The 18,553-nt window shown below is 36.3% G+C and carries 19 protein-coding genes and 1 other RNA gene; 1 reads left to right on the top strand and 19 read right to left on the bottom strand.

What is annotated here, in order from left to right; genetic code table 11:
* Nucleotides 1-411: 411 nt before the first annotated feature.
* Nucleotides 412-744 carry a helix-turn-helix domain-containing protein gene (locus LMC10_RS02940; protein WP_066035424.1) on the top strand — a complete coding sequence of 111 codons (333 nt, stop codon included), beginning with the start codon at nt 412-414 and terminating at the stop codon, nt 742-744.
* A 30-nt stretch (nt 745-774) separates the two neighbouring features.
* Here LMC10_RS02940 and LMC10_RS02935 read toward each other — a convergent pair whose 3' ends face one another.
* The 19 genes from LMC10_RS02935 to LMC10_RS02845 all read right to left on the bottom strand — a co-directional run.
* Nucleotides 775-1,053, bottom strand: a complete 279-nt coding sequence (locus LMC10_RS02935) for a hypothetical protein (protein ID WP_066035423.1) — start codon at nt 1,051-1,053, stop codon at nt 775-777.
* On the bottom strand, nt 1,043-1,714 hold the full coding sequence (locus LMC10_RS02930) for a hypothetical protein (RefSeq protein WP_176714890.1): 672 nt from the start codon (nt 1,712-1,714) through the stop codon (nt 1,043-1,045). Before LMC10_RS02930 ends, LMC10_RS02935 begins: the two co-directional genes overlap by 11 nt.
* Nucleotides 1,671-2,942: a relaxase/mobilization nuclease domain-containing protein gene (locus LMC10_RS02925; protein ID WP_066035421.1), complete on the bottom strand. Its 1,272-nt coding sequence runs from the start codon at nt 2,940-2,942 to the stop codon at nt 1,671-1,673. The genes LMC10_RS02930 and LMC10_RS02925 overlap by 44 nt, the downstream gene beginning before the upstream one ends.
* Entirely contained in the window at nt 2,929-3,360 is a 432-nt protein-coding gene (locus tag LMC10_RS02920) for a hypothetical protein (protein WP_066035420.1), read from the bottom strand. Before LMC10_RS02920 ends, LMC10_RS02925 begins: the two co-directional genes overlap by 14 nt.
* A gap of 621 nt (nt 3,361-3,981) precedes the next feature.
* On the bottom strand, nt 3,982-4,242 hold the full coding sequence (locus LMC10_RS02915) for a hypothetical protein (RefSeq protein WP_066035419.1): 261 nt from the start codon (nt 4,240-4,242) through the stop codon (nt 3,982-3,984).
* Between the two features lie 264 nt (nt 4,243-4,506).
* Nucleotides 4,507-4,880, bottom strand: a transfer-messenger RNA (tmRNA) gene (ssrA, locus tag LMC10_RS02910).
* A 103-nt stretch (nt 4,881-4,983) separates the two neighbouring features.
* A complete protein-coding gene (gene apf, locus LMC10_RS02905) occupies nt 4,984-5,601 on the bottom strand; it encodes an aggregation-promoting factor (protein ID WP_182585961.1) in 618 nt (205 codons plus the stop codon).
* A 322-nt stretch (nt 5,602-5,923) separates the two neighbouring features.
* On the bottom strand, nt 5,924-6,730 hold the full coding sequence (locus LMC10_RS02900) for a Cof-type HAD-IIB family hydrolase (RefSeq protein ID WP_229268875.1): 807 nt from the start codon (nt 6,728-6,730) through the stop codon (nt 5,924-5,926).
* A 4-nt stretch (nt 6,731-6,734) separates the two neighbouring features.
* A complete protein-coding gene (locus LMC10_RS02895; protein WP_229268874.1) occupies nt 6,735-7,190 on the bottom strand; it encodes a MarR family winged helix-turn-helix transcriptional regulator in 456 nt (151 codons plus the stop codon).
* Between the two features lie 10 nt (nt 7,191-7,200).
* Nucleotides 7,201-9,066, bottom strand: a complete 1,866-nt coding sequence (locus tag LMC10_RS02890; RefSeq protein ID WP_229268873.1) for an acyltransferase family protein — start codon at nt 9,064-9,066, stop codon at nt 7,201-7,203.
* A gap of 61 nt (nt 9,067-9,127) precedes the next feature.
* Nucleotides 9,128-9,439 carry a hypothetical protein gene (locus tag LMC10_RS02885; protein ID WP_229268872.1) on the bottom strand — a complete coding sequence of 104 codons (312 nt, stop codon included), beginning with the start codon at nt 9,437-9,439 and terminating at the stop codon, nt 9,128-9,130.
* A gap of 260 nt (nt 9,440-9,699) precedes the next feature.
* The gene (gene glmS, locus LMC10_RS02880) at nt 9,700-11,520 is read right to left on the bottom strand and encodes a glutamine--fructose-6-phosphate transaminase (isomerizing) (protein ID WP_078009118.1); all 1,821 of its coding nucleotides are present in this window, start codon (nt 11,518-11,520) and stop codon (nt 9,700-9,702) included.
* Nucleotides 11,521-11,727: 207 nt separating this feature from the next.
* On the bottom strand, nt 11,728-13,083 hold the full coding sequence (gene glmM / locus LMC10_RS02875; protein ID WP_229268871.1) for a phosphoglucosamine mutase: 1,356 nt from the start codon (nt 13,081-13,083) through the stop codon (nt 11,728-11,730).
* 27 nt (nt 13,084-13,110) lie between these two features.
* Nucleotides 13,111-14,007 carry a CdaR family protein gene (locus tag LMC10_RS02870; protein ID WP_122481911.1) on the bottom strand — a complete coding sequence of 299 codons (897 nt, stop codon included), beginning with the start codon at nt 14,005-14,007 and terminating at the stop codon, nt 13,111-13,113.
* Nucleotides 13,991-14,842: a diadenylate cyclase CdaA gene (gene cdaA / locus LMC10_RS02865; protein WP_003666462.1), complete on the bottom strand. Its 852-nt coding sequence runs from the start codon at nt 14,840-14,842 to the stop codon at nt 13,991-13,993. Before cdaA ends, LMC10_RS02870 begins: the two co-directional genes overlap by 17 nt.
* A 159-nt stretch (nt 14,843-15,001) precedes the next feature.
* Nucleotides 15,002-16,357: an L-fucose:H+ symporter permease gene (gene fucP / locus LMC10_RS02860; protein ID WP_229268870.1), complete on the bottom strand. Its 1,356-nt coding sequence runs from the start codon at nt 16,355-16,357 to the stop codon at nt 15,002-15,004.
* A gap of 19 nt (nt 16,358-16,376) precedes the next feature.
* Nucleotides 16,377-16,772 (bottom strand): D-ribose pyranase, encoded by a 396-nt coding sequence (rbsD, locus tag LMC10_RS02855; protein WP_003666460.1) that lies wholly within the window; start codon nt 16,770-16,772, stop codon nt 16,377-16,379.
* Between the two features lie 11 nt (nt 16,773-16,783).
* A complete protein-coding gene (gene rbsK / locus LMC10_RS02850) occupies nt 16,784-17,707 on the bottom strand; it encodes a ribokinase (RefSeq protein ID WP_229268869.1) in 924 nt (307 codons plus the stop codon).
* Nucleotides 17,708-17,930: 223 nt separating this feature from the next.
* On the bottom strand, nt 17,931-18,553 hold a 623-nt coding region (locus LMC10_RS02845; RefSeq protein ID WP_229268868.1), incomplete at its 5' end, for a transposase.

Below are 18,553 nucleotides of genomic sequence, written 5' to 3'. Positions count from 1 at the left end.
TGAACCGTAACATTAGTAACTGCACTAATAGTTACAACTGATGTAGCAAGTAAAGTTGACTTAAGGATGGTATTTTTTCTATTCATAATATCCCCCAAAATTATATTTGTTATGTGCGCATTAAATTTCTAATAATTAAACCTAAATCGATATGACCTTTATTTTCTATTTATATGTATTTAACATCTCCCTAAATAAATACATGGTTATTACTAATCACTTTGAATAGTAAAAGAAGCTATTTACAATTAACATTTTTTATTATATTTTTCATCCACACATAAGTCAATATCAATGCACATAAATAACTAACCTCCGGCGCATATATGCAAGTGTTAATACTTATAAATAACGTTCTAAATAGTCATACTTACTTTTATCCTAATATTAAAAGGATAAGTGAGATTAACTATGCAACAATTACTAGGAAAAAACATTGCTAACCGTCGCCATGAATTAAATATGACACAACAACAACTTGCTGAGTTAAGTAATCTATCAATTAATTTTATTTCTCGTCTTGAGCGTGGTGGATCAAACGATGTTAGTTCAACTACCCTTTTAAGATTGGCAACTGCTCTCGGCACATCGATGGATTCTCTAATGACTAATCAGGCGTCTACGGAAAACAATTCTCATCGTGGACCACAGTTAACGAAATTAATTAATAAGCTTGAAAATTACGATTATTCTAAAACAGAACATTTAAGTAAAATAATATTAGAACTTCTTGAAAACAAATAAAAACCTCCCAATTATGACGGGAGGTCTTTTTTATTCGAATAACAAATCATCTTTTTGCTTTTTTGCCTGATGACGTTGATGCTTATTAGACTGATTGTTTTTACTCTCTTTTTCTTGTTTTTGTAATTGTCCTCGCTGTTTTTGTTGCGCTTCTTCTACAGCTTCGAGTTGGAGAGCTACTAAACGAATTCGCTTATTCTCATGGGCTATCTGGGAGTTTTCATATACCCAAGAAGGAATTTGTTGGCCCTGCATCGCTAATTGTAATGCACCTTCATTGTCAGTATCGATATTTAGGTTATAGCCCATTAATATCCATCCTCCTCTTCAAATAATAATTTAAAATTGCAGATGCACTAATAGTCACTATTAATCCTATTAATTTCCACCAACCAGGAAGCATAATGGCACATGCAATTATTAGCCCTAATTCAAAAACTAATACACTTATAAAACTTATAAAGCGTTGAATTAATAATGCAATTTTATGTAATACTTCTTCAGTTACTTGGGCTGCTTGAATTGCCGATAATTTTGCTTTTTTCGCTTCATAAACATTAATATTAATCTGCTTAATAATTTCGTTTTGCAAAAACTCATTGATTGTAAATCCAGTAAGTTTCTTAAACTCATTAGCAACAGATTCTGTAACCTCATTAGTATGGATATGAAATCCGTTTATCAACGCCTTATTTAAAATTTCACTATTATGGTTTTGAGCCTTAACTACTTTCGCAATTGCAGGACCAATTTGTTTTAAATCAGCATTCATAGCTTCATTTTGTCTTGTTACCTCATTCATATGTACATTAGCGGTATCTTGTCGTTTCTGCATTGCATCAACCAATTGACGAGTATTCGTAATATCCGCTTGCAACCCATTGTTATAAGCAATGTCACGTGTACTCTTAGCCACTTCTATCAATTTAGAGGTCTGGTCCGACATCTTTTCCGTTAGTTCGTTTTGCACGTTCTTGCTGCTTTTTGACACGTCGCTGCGTAGTTTCTGCATATCGTTGCTGCTTGCTAATTGACTTAGATCGGCTTTGGTCGCGCCGTCTTGAAGTAGCTGATCCAGTTTGAGGTTGAGTTCTTTGTTTCCGCTCTTCAGCATCGGCGGAACGTGATTTTTGGAGATTAAGCTGGATTCGTCGCTGTCGTTGGTTTGCTGCTGCCTGAGCATCTCGTGCGAGTGTTCTAATTTTAATGAGTTCTTCTCGTTCAGTTTGAACATCTTTTCTGTCATTTGTTTTTACTTCCTTTCTGTAATGACTTTTAACAGGTGTAATCTCCTGTTCTTTTTCTAGTTGTTGACGCCAATAATTGTCTAAGCCTTGTCTCGTATAAGCCTGACCTAAGCCGCGCGTAGATAAAACATGCCCAGCTTTATCCTTACGCTGATAATAAGCACGCACTCGATGAAGCTTTGGCTTACCATTTTTATCTGGGATAATCTGGGTGTAAGTCCATTGCTTCTTTTTACCCCGTTCTTTAATCTGAATGCCTTTAGTAGACAAACGATTAATGAAGTCGACAACATTACGTACTTCCTGTTTAACCTGATTTATGGTCTGCTTAAGCTGTTCTTCCCAACTTGACCGCGTAGTTATTGTCTTAGCATCCTTACGTGTACTTGCTTTATTAAATGAATTAGACCATCTTCTTCCGGTAACCAGTTGAAAATTACGTTCAAGATACTTATTAAAATCTCTTCGCATTCGATATACAGAAAAGCGATTTGTTGGGACTGTTTTACCATTTGTCTTTACAGTATTAATCAATAAATGAACATGAAGTTTTCCACCATCACCATCGCATTGAACGCAAGAAACGCTTTGAGCATCACTAAAATGTTGATGTACATACCCTTGTACCAATTGCATTGCTTGAGTAGCTTGCCGTTTCAGGTCGGAAGTATCAAACTCTTCACTTGAGAAACTAATAATAATACTTTGAGCTTGATACTTTCGTTTCGGATTATAAGCTCGCTTTAAACTTTGATGAAATTGTTTTTCTAAGTAAGCTCCCGACTGTAATGTTGATAAATGGCCATTAGGAGTATGCAACATATTAATATTAGTTCCTGAACAAGCTAAGACACGGTGATTCGTCTTACTTGTATTATGAGCAGACTGATTAAAAATGTAAGTTAATCGACCATAAGAAGATTTACATGCTGTTGAATTAAGAATTGCCATTATCTTCCAGTCCTTCTTTCAAGAACTTTTTAGTTTGCTCACCTATTTGATTTAATTGGTTAATAGTTAAGAAAATTTCCTTTAATTGTTGAATAATCCAATTCCAAGTGGCTTCATTTGCTGGATCATTATTCTTCGCGATATTAGCAGCATGAGCAATTTCATTTAGATTTTTTGTAACATTCGAACTATCCCACAGTAACGCGCTAACTTTAGCTTCCAAGTCATCGTAAGTATTCAATAAATGTTTAACTTGCTCTTGTGATTGCTTTCCAACTAATGGTGCTAATTGAATTAGTTCGCGTAAAGTTGCAGCATTAGTTTTTTCGTTTAACGTTGATTTTATTGCTTCGAAATTTTTCATTTCGGTATCGCTCAAGCGCACTTGAATCATATTACGTTTGATATTTGTATTCACATTTTATCCCTCCTCATTACCAGTAAAATTCTAAAAATTTTAAGTGATTTTCAACCTATACCTTTGGTAATTATTGGTTGACTAAATCACGTAATTCGTCGGTTTGATCATCAATGTTATAGCTATACCATTTATTGGTCTATACCAATAATATAACATTGATGATCAATTTGCAAGTAGTTAATATTAGCTGTAATACAGCTAATATACTTCTTGGAGGGGCGCTTAATCAGCTCCCCTTCACCCCTACGATGGTTCAATTATTCATTCAAGCACTAGCCGTTTTGAGACTTATAATTGAACATTCTTTTGACTCACCAAAAGAATCAAAATTGACCAGATTTAATTGTAAATCTGGATAAAGCAAGTTCATTTTTCCTTGTCGAAAACGAACCAAACAGACACTTCTCTTTCAAATGATAAAGAGAAGCAGACAATCATTTACTTGTTCAGCCAAGTAAACAAGCCGATTACTTCTAATATTTAGAAGTAATACAAGATACAACTACCGCCTTCCGCTATTGCTTCAGTTGCTAAACCTCACCTTCATTATCTAAGTTAAAACTTAGATAATTACGTTCGGTAAATTAAAAAAGCCTGCATCTAGTGCAAGCTAATTGTTTAATATTCGTTAACAGGAAATGGCTTTAGTCCTTTTAATTCATTCCATTGCAACATGGAAGTATCAGCAGGTGGATTATCTTGTAAATACTTCAATTTTAAATTGAATTCTCGATACAATTTAAAAATTTTATCATCTATTTTCTGTAATTCATTAAAACCATCTTCAAACCTAGCGTCTTGCATGATTGCTTTTGCCTCTGCTTCATCATCTTCACGCGCTGCTATAAGATCTCGCCAACTTTCTATATCATTAAGCATTATATTCACCATCCTTTACAATTTAATATCTTTACACTACCAAAATAAATTTCAAAAATGATAAGCAGCAACAACTCAATAAATTTTAAAATAAAAAAATCCACCACATATTACTGTGGTGGTCATGCTTAAATGATATTTAATTTCTGTACAACATTTCATACAACATTTAAATGCAATTTAATGAAATTGTTTAAATCTTATATTTTGAGAAATCCTATTATATCAGCATTTTGAAGCTATTTAAAACTGGGTGCAACCCTATAGTGGAGATGACGGGAGTCGAACCCGTGTCCAAGCATATCGCCATTTCAATCTCTACGTTCATATCTCAACTATTTAGATTTCACTAACCAAAACGCCGTTGATCAGGGCAACCATGGTTAGCTAGCTTGATTAATCTCTTCTTATTACTTCAAACGGGAGTAATAAGCGTAGTCCACTAATTATAAAACCCATTGCCGCATCATGGACGAACCCGGAATGGATCTACGCGCGCTACTTGTTAGGCAGCGTATGCGTAAGAGTTTGAATTATTGTTTGCAGTTATAATTTAAAACTGAGCGTTTTTACGAAGACGCAACCTTCGAAACGCAATTGAAACTCGACCTATACCTGTCGAATCCATAAACATCCCCATAAGAGGTATTCCTATTATACCACATTTGTATAAAAAAGCGAGACTATGAAGATCACCTTCTTAGTCTCGTTTTGCTTTGTCCTAATAATTCAGTTTAAATTTTAGTACCAGCCATTAGCTTGCCAGTGAGCCTGAGCATTTTGCCATGAACCGTAACGACTTGCAACGTATTGGTCAGCAACCCGTTCTTGGTTAGCTGCTGAGTAGTCACCGTTAAGGTATGATGCTGATAATTGGTACTTACCAATGTATTGACCGTTAGTAGCACCGTAGTTACCACCAGATTCACGAGCGGCAATCCAGGCCTTAGCAGCAGCTTCTGAACCTGAAGCATTTGAAGTATAGCTTTGGCTAGCTTGACTTTGAGCTTGTTGAGGTTGTGCTTGTGCAGCTTGTTGTTGAGTAGCTTGAGTATTGTTATTAGCTACGTTTGCATTAGCTGCGTTTTGAGCGTTGTATTCTTGAATTTCACCATCGCTCTTGATGATTAACTTTTGGCCAACATAAATCTTGTTAATATCTTGAATATTGTTCTTCTTAGCAAGATCATTAACCATACTGTTGTCTTTTGCGAATTTGTAAGAAATACCTGAAAGTGTGTCACCACTTTGTACGGTGTAAATAGTGTCGGCGTTAGCAGCAGTAGCCGTTGCACTAACACCTAAGGCCACTGCACCAAGAGTAGCAGATACTTTAGCAAAGTTTTTCTTAGAAATCATAAATTAAACAACCATCCTTTATTATTTAACAAATTATCTTTTCCGTTTCAACACCTTATATATTACACTCTTAATATTACTAAGCTGTAACAGCACCATTTCTATTTACTACTCCCCGTTGACTTTTTGTAATATTTTGTAATATAAGTTGTCAAGTAATATGATTATAAAATCTGTAAGTCCTTGTGCTAGTTAGATTTTAGGGACCCGTAACTTTTATTGAAAAGTCATTAAATTATACATAAAAAAGAGTATTTTTTTAGCAAAAAATTCATATTTGCGCCAAAAACACTCTTTATTTTACTTTTTATAACAATCTTTATTACAAAAGTGTTGCAAAATAACGTTCACAATACTTTGCAACCCCGTCATTATCATTTGTATCTGTAATTGCTGTTGCCACTGCTTTAACGTTAGGAAGCCCGTTTTCCATTACAATTCCTTGGGCAGCTGCTTCAATCATTTCAAGATTATTATCAGCATCCCCAAATGTCATCAAATTACTAAAATCATCCCCAAAATGATCTAGTAGCGCCTTCAGTCCAACCGCCTTATTTAATTTTTTAGGTAAAAATTCCATTATCATTGGTTGGGATTGAACTGCATGATACTGCGCTTTAAGATCAGCTGGAAGTTCTCCTATAATAGTAGACAATTTTTCAGGGGTGATTGCCATTACAGCTTTACTATAAGTTTTTTCCGGCACATCACTCATTGGCAAAGATTGGAATTCAATATTCTTTAACACTGTCCGATAAATAGATCCTGGATAATCATTTAATTCGTATACCCGTTCAAAGTCTAAAACATTGAGGGGAATCTTTTTTCTTTTAACATAAGAAAATAGTGGCAGTAAATCACTCTTTTTCATTCCTAATTCAAAAAGATGTTCACGTGATGCATTATTAATAACTAATCCGCCATTAAACGTAACTGTGTAATCATCTGAATCAGTTAAACCAAGCTGTTCAATATATGGCCAAATTGCATTGATTGGGCGGCCAGTACATAGCACTACCTTAATTCCCTCTTGATGTAATTGCTTTAGGACATGTTCATTATGTTGACTAATTTCTTTATTACTATTTAAAAGCGTATTATCTAGGTCTAGCGCAACCATCTTAATCATTTTCTTATTCCTTCTTTCGGATATTCCCCTGAATTATTTGTTGATTAAAGTCTTCAAAAAGTGTTAAAAACTGATCAGCACGATCTTCACCATAAATCTGAACCCAATTGGCAAAGCGGTGATTAATCCTTTGCCAAATCTCACTTTCAGCATCTTTACCTTTTTTTGTTGCAACTAAAAACATCCGACGTCGATCAGCTGGATCAGCTTTTTGTTCAACATATTTTTGCTGAAAAAGGACTTTTAATTGGCGAGAGACGGCACTCCTTGTTACTTGCCGTTGTTCGGCGATATCCATTAGTTTGATATTAGGATGGTTAATGATTTTTCGTAAAATCAAGAATTGTTCAAAAGATAAATTATATTCACTCGCTGGTTCGGAAATAAAGCTTTCGATACCCTTTAATCCTGTTAAGTAAATATTGATAGCTTTGTCTAATAATTGATCTTCGTGTTTCATTACTAACCTCCTATTTTTTTGTCAAGATCTCCTTTGCAATTAACCGTGCAAAATGATCATTTCCACTTGGTCCCATATGCACATTGTCACTTGCAAACCAATCAGAGTGTCCTTGACTTGCCTTATTCCAATCGACCACATGGATATTCTTATGCTTCTTTGCTAAATCTTTAATTTCGTTATTAACCGTTTGCTGCCATGGTTTTGTTGGAACATGAGCAGTTACCCAATAGATCTGGTGCCCAGAGCCAATCGCACTTAAAATATCGTCTAACGTATCTTGTGTCATAGGGCCGTTCGTTCCCAAATTCAAGACAACAATCTTATTTAAATGCCCATCTGCCTTTAATTGTTTGATAACATCAGGAGCGGCAGAGCCTTGACGTCCAACTTGTGCATCAACATAGGCATTCGGCATTAATTTCTGAATACTATCTGCAGCATCGGCCATTACCGAATCACCAATAGCAGTCACTTTTAACTTTTGGGCAGCCTTTATTTGTGCAGGGGTTAAATCATACTGTTTCTGAAGCTTAGAAGTATTACCACTAGCTTCCGCAACATTATCCCCCTTTGCAATCTTCTTATTGTGTTCTTCAGCAGCCTGGTGGTTTTGCTCTATCCGTTGTTGAACCGCTGTTTTCTTTGGTGCACGGTTTGGTTGGCACAAACCGATAAATGCAATAACAACAACTAATGCACTTACCATCATTTTAGCCCCGCTTTGCCAACTAAAGTGATGCGTTTCTAACACATGCTGGAGATCAGTCGGTAATTTTGACCACTGATACTGAGCAAATGGGCGTTCAATTAACCGGTAAGAAACTTCACTTACTACTAAAATAATAATGATTTCTACTAATGCATTGAAAAGTGGATGATTGCCGACTTTGATTACTCTTTCATAAAAGACCATAACGGGATATTGATAAACATAAATCCCATAAGAACGCTGGCCAACCCAATGAAAGACAGGATTTGTAAACCATTTATTCATTCCCGCACCTGGGTGAATAATAGTAGCCATTAATATCATTCCAATAACGCTATAGAGAAACATTCCCCCGCGGTAAGTAAAAGATGACTGTCCATTCAATGAGAAAAAGCCAACAATGGTCAATACTGTTGCAATAATTCCTATAGTATTAAGTAAACGGCGACTATTTGCCTGTAAATTAGGTCGAAGTCGATTTAATGGCCACGCAAGCCCTAACCATGATCCAAGCAAAAGCGAAAAGGCCCGTGTATCAGTTCCATAATAAACCCGATTGATATTTGCTGGGTCGTAAAGAACAGCCATTTCTATTGCTGACAATACAGCCAATATAAAAACTACCCGCCGCACATTCTGTAGCTTCTTAAAAACCACAAATAACAACGTAATAATCAGGGGCCACAGAAGATAAAATTGTGCTTCAACCCCTAATGTCCAAAGATGGGTAAAAGGTGAAACGCCACCAAATTGATCAAAGTAGGACTGCCCGTGACTTATTTCCCACCAATTATATACCCACGTTAAATTAGTAACAATTACCGCCCGAATGTTATGGAGTAATTCTCGCGCAAATAATGTAATATACGCTGTCGTTAAAATTAGCATCGCAATTAATGTCGGATATAGTCTCCGAAATCTCTTTAGATAGAAATGCCCTAAACTAATATGACCGCCATATTTAAGCTGCCGACTAAACTGATAGGTTACAAAATATCCAGAGACTAATAGAAAAAGCGGCACTCCTAAATAACCACCCATCAAAATATTGGGCAATAGGTGGTAAATAATAACTCCTAAGACAGCTAATGTTCGTAAGCCGTCTATCCCTGTAACAAAATAGTGCGACTTCATTCCCTGTGATGGATTAAAATTTGGCTTCATTGCCTAACCTCCACATTTTTATATCCATTTTTAGTACTACCAAATAATTCAGCTTCCTGTTTTACCCAATATGATTTTCTTTTAAGATCGTTTGAACAACCTCTTCAATCTCTGGGGGACGTTTCCATTCTTCCCAATGATCCATTGCTTCGGTTTGCATCTTATAGTGAGTATTTATAAAGTGTTCATATTTAATAACATTTTTAGAATGAGGGATATTTAGCTCTAAAATACGAACCTCTTTAATAAAATTCCGTTCAGCTGCTAATTCTGCACGCCCATTTTGAACCATATTACCAATTTCATAATATTTTGAGCCGTCATTACGGGTAATTTCCTCAATTAATGTTAACATTTCGTGTTGTTCTTCCACGTTGTTCTTCCCCTTTCAATCCTTATCATTATAGCGAGTTTAAATAAAAAAATCACCGTCTAAAAGACGATGATCGGCATAAGAGAGAAAGAGAATTGATTAGAAGGTAATTACTTTATACCTTGCAACTATTATGATAGCGTTTCCATAAAAGTAAGTCAACCCTTTTATTAAACAAATCTAAAGAAAATATCAAATTACTTTAAAAATAAAAAGAAGTTGAGAAACCAACTAAAGCATTTCTAACTTCTTTTATAATTTTATTGAACTGTAACAGATTTTGCGAGGTTACGTGGCTTATCAACATCAAGTCCCTTACCAAGACTAGTGTAGTAAGCCAACAATTGTGCTGGAATTACGCTAAGAAGTGGTGTCAACACTTCATCTACATCTGGAAGAACGAATGTATCGTCTTCTTTTGCAAGGTGCCGTGAAACAATTGTAATTGCATTTGCCCCACGAGCCTGCGTTTCTTCAAGATTGCTCCGTGTTAAACCAGCAGTCCGATCTTGGGTAATGATTCCAATCACTGGAGTCTGATCTTCAATTAAAGCAATTGTTCCATGCTTTAATTCACCAGATGCAAAACCTTCCGCTTGAACGTATGAAATTTCCTTTAACTTCAAAGCAGCTTCAAGTGATACTGACCAATCCATTCCTCGGCCAATGTAGAAGGCGCTTGGAGATTTAGAGAGATAACGAGAAGCAATTTCTTCTACTTTCTTCTTGCTATCAGTAATTGATTGCATACCATTAGCAACTAATCCTAATTGGTGCTTTACATCAAAGTCTTTAGCTGCTTGCTTATCCATGTAAACGCCTAATGCTTGAGCAAGAATAGCTTCGACAGCAATTTGGGCAGTATAGGCTTTTGTTGAAGCCACAGCAATTTCTGGACCAGCGTAAAGTAATTCAGTGTAAGTTGCTTCACGAGAAAGCGTTGACTTGTCAACATTAGTAATTGTTAAGCTTGGCCAGTTATGCTTATTAACATTAACCAATACTTCCCGACTATCAGCTGTTTCCCCACTTTGACTTAAGAAGATAAAGAACGGCTTCTTAGAAAGGAGTGGTTGCTCATAAGCAAATTCTGATGAAATGTGAACAGATGTAGGAATTCCACAAAGTTTTTCAAAAATGCGCGCACCTACTAAGCCAGCATGATAACTTGTACCGGCACCAACGATGTAAAGGTGGTCAGCATCTGCCATATCTTTTAACATCTCTTCATTAATTTGTGCTACATCATTGTCACCAAAGTATTCTTGAACTAACTTCCGCATAACAGCTGGTTGCTCGTCAATTTCCTTTAACATGTAGTATGGGTACGCACCTTTATCTGCGGCATTAGCATCCATATCAACCTTAAATGTTGGCCGATCAATCTCATTACCATCAAAGTCTTTAACAGTAACGTGATCTGGCTTAACGATTACCAACTCGTGGTCACCGATTTCCATAAAGGTATTAGTTTCCTTAATCATTGACATTGCATCAGAACCAACCATGTTGTAACCATCAGCAATACCGACTAGTAATGGACTCTTATTTTTAGCAACAAATAATGTATCTGGTTGTTCTTTATCCATTAATACAAATGCATATGAAGAATCTGGGCTGATTAAACGAAGAACCTTAAGAAGGGCTGCTTCTGTTGACATTCCAGATTCAACTACAAATTTATCAACTAATTGAACAATTACTTCTGTATCAGTTTGACTAACAAATTTAACGTCAGATAAGTATTCTTTCTTTAAATCAGCATAATTTTCAATTACACCGTTGTGAACTAAGTAGAACCGTTCGTCTTGAGAGTATTGAGGGTGAGCATTGGCTTCATTTGGTTCACCATGCGTAGCCCACCGAGTATGACCAATTCCGGCTAAACCATGAACTTCTTCCCCAAGGGCCGCTTCTAGATTAGCAATCCGACCCGGCCGCTTTACAAGGTAATCATGTCCTTGTTGATCATTAACGTAAACTCCTGCAGAGTCATATCCACGATATTCAAGACGCTTTAATCCATCAATTAGAATTGACAAACTCTTGTCAGTTCCTGTAACTCCAACAATTCCACACATAATTAAATTCCATCCTTTAAATAAAATTGGTATAGATAACTAGTGATTATCACTAAATCTAATCAACTGTATTGTATAGTACAGTTTTTAGATTATCTTGTCAATTATTTTATTAGATTGGTCTATATGATTTAAAATTTATTAAAAGATTAAAAAGCGAGGCTAGAAGAATAAATTTTCTTCCAACCTCGTTTTTCACTCTTCAAGTTATTCTACTTCTAGTTCCGCACGGGCAACATCACCGATCCGTTCAACGTATTCATGAACTAATTCTGGCGTAGCTGCTTCAGCCATAATGCGCAAAAGAGGTTCTGTTCCACTAGGACGAACAAGAACCCGTCCATCCCCGTTCATTTCTTTTTCGACTTGCGCAATAATTTCCTTTAATTTTTGATTCTCCATTGCAGTAGTTTTATCTGCTACTTTAATATTTAACAACTCTTGTGGATAAGTTGTTACATCATTTGCCAATTCAGCGAGTGTCCTCCCAGAATCTTTAACTACAGACAAAAGTTGAAGGGCAGTAAGCATTCCATCCCCAGTTGTATTGTGATCTAAGAAAATAATATGCCCTGATTGTTCACCGCCAAGGTTATAACCATTTTTCAGCATTTCCTCAACAACATAACGGTCACCAACCTTAGTCTTAACACTCTTTAAATTGTGTGCTTCTAAGGCTTTGTACATTCCCAGATTACTCATCACAGTTGTAACTACTGTATCTTTCTTAAGTAATCCCTTCTTATCCATGTATTTACCACAGATATACATAATCTTATCACCGTCAACAATATTTCCCTCATTATCAACAGCAATGCAACGGTCACCATCACCATCAAATGCTACTCCAAGATCAGCATTATTTTCCACAACCGCTTTTTGGAGGCTCTCTGGGTGAGTTGATCCACAATTTAGGTTAGTATTTAAGCCATCTGGTTGATCATTAATTGGAATAAAGTCCACATTCATATCAGCAAAAAGATTAGAGATAAAGCCACTTGTTGCACCATTAGCAGCATCAACCACTACTTTTAATCCTTCAAGATCATTTGAAACAGTTTGTTCCAAGAATGAAGTGTACTTTAATGCTCCCTCATGATAATCAGCAACTGTTCCTAAGCCAGCATCAGATGGTCGTGGCAAGGTATCTTCTTCAGCATCTAGTAATTGTTCAATTTCATATTCCAGTTCATCGGATAATTTAAATCCATTACCACCAAAATATTTAATCCCATTGTATTTAATTGGGTTATGACTAGCAGTAATCATAACTCCAGCATCAGCTTCTTGTGCCCGAACAAGGTAAGCAACCCCGGGAGTAGTGACAACCCCTAGCCGTAAAACTTCAATACCAACGGATAATAATCCAGCAATCAATGCATTTTCTAGCATTTCACCTGAAATTCGTGTATCACGAGCAACTAATACTTGAGGTTGTTTTCGTTCTGAGTGCCGAGTAAGAACGTATCCGCCTGCACGACCAACACGGAACGCCAATTCTGGGCTTAAATCTTGATTTGCAACTCCACGAACTCCATCAGTTCCAAAATATTTTAACTTCATTTCACTTCTCCTCTATGTGTATCTTTATTATTGATTTCGACTACTTGAACTTGAATCTTCATTGCTTATACTACTTGAAGATTGGGATGTTTCAGATGAAGAATCTGAAGAGTCATTTCGCGAAGATGTTCTTGAACTGCTCTTTGTTTCTTCACTCTCTTCACTACTACTACTTGATGAACTATCACTCGAACTGCTGCTCTGTGAACCCGCAGAAATAGGAATTGAAACATTAGTAGTAGTTGGTGAAATCACAACATTAAGTGTTTGACCATTCCGATCAATTGCTTGTAGTGTTACCTGTCGTGCAATATTATCCTTTGCATCATGTGGAATTGCTACAAAAGCAATAATTCGATTTACTTTATTAACTTCATCACGTGAACCAGTAACTTGGACAGTTTGAATATCACTATGTGGACGTCCAAGCTTATAGCCATTATCCAAATCTCTAGTACTCAAACGAATAGTTACTTTCATTGTAATTGTCTTGCGTGGTTGAATATTAACATTAATATATTGTGGCTCAATTTTAGAAGTTAATTCTGAATTTAACCCACTCGTTTTTAACTTTACTCGGTGTTTACCAGGAGTCAAGTCAGACAAATCCGCATACACCTTAAAATTTTGAGTATTAGAGGTGGTTGTAACCAATGCGGAAGGACCAGTTACCTTAACCTTAACATATTGAGGATACCCGCTGACAATATACTTATTATTATCAATTGTCACATCAAGGGGCATTCTAAGGGTAACGGATTTATTCGACATTAAAGCACTACTCTGGTTATTATTCCGAGTATTTTGACGAAGGAAGCCGCTTTTGCTCCCATTTACATACATGAATAGAAAGAGTGCTAGGATTAACGAAATAATTCTCAAAAACCATTTCCGGCGAAAGAAGCCTTTAGTGTCCTTGCCCATGACGGCCACCTCCTTTACGTTGAAACTTAGCATAAAGTTCTGTTACCAAGTTTTCGTGTTGAGGCTCATGCGTATACAACTGAGCACGTAAGAACTTTAGGTATTCATCTCGCGACATGTTTCGAATTAATTCATTATCTTTCGTAATTGAAACTTCGCCGGTTTCTTCTGAAATAACAATTGTCAATGCATCTGTCACTTCACTAATTCCGACAGCAGCCCGATGTCGTGTCCCTAATTCTTTAGGAATCAATTTACTATCAGACAAAGGAAGATAAGCAGCCGCTACTGCAATCCGATTATTTTTTATAATCACTGCTCCATCATGCAAGGGCGTATTAGGAATAAAAGTATTAATAAGTAATGCCCCTGAAATATCAGCATCGAGTGGAATACCTGTTTCAATATACTCTTCTAGACCAGTCTTCATTTGAATACTCATTAAAGCACCAATTCTTCGCTTTGACATGTACTGAATCGCTTGGTCTAATTGCTTAATCATATCTTCTTCTTTCTCATTTGCTGTTTGATTATGAGTAAAGAAAGTTCCTCGACCAAGGTGTTCCAGTCCGCGCCGAATCTCTGGCTGGAAGATAATAACAATTGCAATAACACCCCAGTTGATAATCTGGTCCATTACCCACGAAACAGTACTTAAACCAACATACCAACTAACAATCTTAACCAAAATAATGATCAAAATACCGCGAAATAGTTGGACAGCTCTTGTACCACGAATCAACATTAATAACTCGTAGATTAAAAACCAAATTACTAAGATATCAATTAAGTGAATCAGATTCTGCCATGTTAGAAGCGAAATTATAAATTGCATCGCATTCACCATCCTCTAAATCACGTTCATATTATATCATTTCATTTCGTGTTTAGCTTAATCTAGAAAAAAATTACTTTAAAGTTTTGGAAATAAATAAAGGCTCAGCTGATTAAATAACCGCTGGGCCTTTAATATTAAATTATTTCCTGGGAAATTTTAGTGTTCTTGAACTTCATTTGGATGAGCCTTTTCCCAACGGTGCTCAGTCCAGAAGTAAATCGTGATAAGTGCGAAACAAATTGCTGGGACAATGAATGATAACTGCATTGAACCAGTTAAATCTGATACCCGTCCTTGAATTGTTGGAACAATTGCACCACCAATTAAGGACATAACGATAAATGCACCACCAGTTTCGGTGTACTTCTTTTCATGAATTTGATCAAGAGTATGAGCATAGATCGTTGGCCATTCTGGTCCAAAGAAGAAACTAGTTGCGATTGCCGCAATTACTGCTGTGATGTTAGGAACAGTAAAGGTAATTACCAATGAAATTGTTCCAAGCAATGAGAACCATGTCAATACCTTAGTAATTGAGTAACGGTCAAGGAACCAGTTTGCAACTAACTTACCAAAGAACCAAGCAATGTAACTGTAGATCATGAAAGTTGAAGCAGCTGCATCAGAAATATGAGAATCAAGGCGTAATGCTAACCGAATAGTGAATGACCATACAGTCGTTTGCATACCAGCATAAATAAACTGACAGAGAACCCCTTTCATGTACCGCTTATTGTGGAATAAGTAGTTGAAAGTTTCGCCAAGTGATGGTTGGTCTTCTTTAGTTTCAGAACCAGTTGAGAAGGCCTTAGCGCGAGGCATCTTAGTAATTGCCAAAACGATAAAGATGATGATTAAAACAATCAAAATATACTTATAAGGTTGCAAAGTCAATTGAAGCAAGTGTTCATTGTAAGCTTCTGCCTCAGATTTTGACATCTTAGCAACCTTGTCGGCAATATTTCCACCTTCACCGAAAATAAGGTACTTACCAAGAACGATTCCCATGATATCACCAAGAGGAATCAAAACATTAGCAACATTTAACCGTTTGTTAGCAGTTTCTTTTGGTCCAAACATCGTTGCATATGTATCACAACTAGTTTCAAGAAAACTCAAACCAATAGCAATAGCAAAAATAGCAACTAAAAACATACTATAAGTAGCAACATGTGAAGCTGGGAAAAACATTCCACAACCAATAATATAAAATAATAGCCCAATAAGAATTGCTAACTTATATGATGTCTTCTTAATAAGAATTGAAGCTGGAATTGCCATTAAGAAATAACCACCGTAAAAGGCACTTTGAACAAAGGCTGTTGCAGTATCATTTAAGGTGAAAACCGTCTTAAATTGTGTAATCAAAATATCATTAAGACTGGCCGCTGCCCCCCATAATGGGAAGATTAAACATAAAATAACAAATTGGAACATTGGTGTCCGACTTAAATAACCGTCTGAAAGTTGAACCCAACTTTGTCCATTCTCTTTTTTTACTTCATTTTCCATAAAAAACTAACCCCTAATATTAAAATGTTACGCCTGATTCAAGGATAATGTTTGAGTATGGCGTCATTTCCCCTGTCCGAATAAAGGCATGCGTCTTAGCAAGACTCTTCTTAAGCTCACTGTGAGGCATAAATGCAACCTCAACATCTGGTAATGCCTTCTTAATATTTTCAAGTTGTTCTGGATTTTGATCCTTGATTTCTTCAGCTAAGTAAATCTTTTGGACTTTCATTTCCTTAAGAACGTTATTCAATACGTCCATAAAACTTGGCAATTCCTTATCAACAGCCAAATCAATCTTCTTAGTACCAAATGGAACTGGCATTCCTGCATCCCCAATTGATAGCCAATCCATGTGTCCCATATTAGCTACGACAGCTGAAACTTCTGAATTAATAATCCCTGTTTTCTTCATGATAATGCTCCTTAATTTTCTGCTAAGGCTTCTAGAACTGCATCATGATTTGGAATAGAAGGCATTGCTCCCATTTGTTGAACAGTTAAACTAGATGCTCGTTGTGCGTAGACAAGGGCCTTATCGACATTTGACAAGTCCTTTTCTAATTGTGAACTTAATGCCCCAAGGAATGTATCACCAGCTGCAGTAGTATCAACTGCCTTAACCTTAAATGCTGGAACAAGTCCATGGGCTGTAGGTGTAGAGTAAAATACTCCTTTTGAGCCTAAAGTAATTAAAAGGTGTTTAACTCCCCGTTCACGGAAGTAATCAGCACTCTTTAACATTGATTCTTCATCAGTAATTTCAATACCTGTTAATAAGGCGCATTCACTTTCATTAGGCGTAATAACATCTGTATATTTTAATAACTCTGGTAAAATCTCATGAGCTGGTGCTGGATTTAAAAGAGTAGTAACACCGTGTTTTTTAGCTTGCTTAAAAGCATCTAAAGCAACTTCTTGTGGTGTTTCAAATTGGCTAATTAAAAAGTCAGCATCTTCTAAAACATCATCAATACCTGCAAGAACATCAGTGGTCATTGTTTGGTTAGCACCACCATATACCATAATGTCATTTTGACCATTAGCATCTAAAGTAATCGCAGCACTACCAGTACCATGTAACTCATCAGTCATGATATGGCGTGTATCAATATGATCATCGGCCAATGATTCAAGCATGTAGGCCCCTTCTTTATCAGAACCAACTGCCCCAATAAAAGCCGTCTTGGCACCAGAGCGGGCTGTGGCAACTGCTTGATTGGCACCCTTACCACCAGGAGCAGAACTCTTACTTACTGCTGAAATGGTTTCACCAGGTTGAGGGAAGCGATCAACGTGATAAGTAGTATCAACGTTAATACTTCCTAAAACAACTACATTATTGCTCATAAATATACTCCTTACTTTGTGAATTTTTTCAAGAATGAGACTTAAATATCCTATCATATTTTGAAAGTGATTACAAAGTCGTTTTTATCAGTCAGTGAATCGATATACTTCAAAACCCTTTGAAATCGCTTTTTATCTATAAAAATAATTTTTCAATGAGCAATTTGTGAGATTTTTTCATAATTAACAAATAATAAGATTAATCAAATTTCTTTTTTCTTTTTTAACGGCACCTAACTATTAGGTTAAATTCATTCATTACTTCACTATCTTTAAAATAATAAAAATGAGGCCGGGAATTAACTATTAATTTTTGGCTCTCAAACAGTAAAATCCGGACTATGATTTTTGATCGGTTCAAAAATCGTAGTCCGGATTTTAAATTATTTATGAAATTAGTCTCCAATCGACTAATTGATTGGCCAAATTTCGTTAGATTTAATGCCATCAGGGCTAGCCCAATGTCATTTTCCACAGCCCGTTGGCCACGGAGATGAGTTCGGCGTATGCCAAAATCCCTCTTCATATGACCAAAGACTGGCTCAACGTCGAACTTCCGTCGACGATAAATTGCCTTGCCTTCGTCACTTGAGAGGGTATCTTTAACTTTAGCTTTATAATAATTCCAGGTTGGGTTAACCTTCATATAGCGTTGCCGACCACTCGGTGTCTTCGCTAGTTCATCTAATTTAACTGATAGTTGATGTTTATCAGCACGATAGATTTTAAAGTCACGCTTAAAGCCATACTTATCAGTGGATTTACTATAGCGATAAAAACTAAAACGAACTCCTTGATGATCAATGTAGTAGTCGTCATTAGCGTTATATTCCCAATTCTGTGACC

Source organism: Limosilactobacillus reuteri subsp. simiae (genome assembly GCF_020784875.1).
Lineage (GTDB): Bacteria > Bacillota > Bacilli > Lactobacillales > Lactobacillaceae > Limosilactobacillus > Limosilactobacillus reuteri_H.
This window is presented reverse-complemented; position numbering and strand designations above follow the sequence as displayed.

What these genes read in the sequence shown, in the direction of transcription:
- fucP (WP_229268870.1), bottom strand. Translation starts at nt 16,357, where the DNA reads ATGGAAAATGAAGTAAAAAAAGAGAATGGACAAAGTTGGGTTCAACTT.
- glmM (WP_229268871.1), bottom strand. Translation starts at nt 13,083, where the DNA reads ATGAAGTTAAAATATTTTGGAACTGATGGAGTTCGTGGAGTTGCAAAT.
- LMC10_RS02925 (WP_066035421.1), bottom strand. Translation starts at nt 2,942, where the DNA reads ATGGCAATTCTTAATTCAACAGCATGTAAATCTTCTTATGGTCGATTA.
- LMC10_RS02915 (WP_066035419.1), bottom strand. Translation starts at nt 4,242, where the DNA reads ATGCTTAATGATATAGAAAGTTGGCGAGATCTTATAGCAGCGCGTGAA.
- LMC10_RS02870 (WP_122481911.1), bottom strand. Translation starts at nt 14,007, where the DNA reads ATGGGCAAGGACACTAAAGGCTTCTTTCGCCGGAAATGGTTTTTGAGA.
- rbsK (WP_229268869.1), bottom strand. Translation starts at nt 17,707, where the DNA reads ATGAGCAATAATGTAGTTGTTTTAGGAAGTATTAACGTTGATACTACT.
- LMC10_RS02900 (WP_229268875.1), bottom strand. Translation starts at nt 6,730, where the DNA reads ATGATTAAGATGGTTGCGCTAGACCTAGATAATACGCTTTTAAATAGT.
- glmS (WP_078009118.1), bottom strand. Translation starts at nt 11,520, where the DNA reads ATGTGTGGAATTGTTGGAGTTACAGGAACTGACAAGAGTTTGTCAATT.
- LMC10_RS02940 (WP_066035424.1), top strand. Translation starts at nt 412, where the DNA reads ATGCAACAATTACTAGGAAAAAACATTGCTAACCGTCGCCATGAATTA.
- LMC10_RS02890 (WP_229268873.1), bottom strand. Translation starts at nt 9,066, where the DNA reads ATGAAGCCAAATTTTAATCCATCACAGGGAATGAAGTCGCACTATTTT.
- rbsD (WP_003666460.1), bottom strand. Translation starts at nt 16,772, where the DNA reads ATGAAGAAAACAGGGATTATTAATTCAGAAGTTTCAGCTGTCGTAGCT.
- LMC10_RS02895 (WP_229268874.1), bottom strand. Translation starts at nt 7,190, where the DNA reads ATGAAACACGAAGATCAATTATTAGACAAAGCTATCAATATTTACTTA.
- LMC10_RS02935 (WP_066035423.1), bottom strand. Translation starts at nt 1,053, where the DNA reads ATGGGCTATAACCTAAATATCGATACTGACAATGAAGGTGCATTACAA.
- apf (WP_182585961.1), bottom strand. Translation starts at nt 5,601, where the DNA reads ATGATTTCTAAGAAAAACTTTGCTAAAGTATCTGCTACTCTTGGTGCA.
- cdaA (WP_003666462.1), bottom strand. Translation starts at nt 14,842, where the DNA reads ATGCAATTTATAATTTCGCTTCTAACATGGCAGAATCTGATTCACTTA.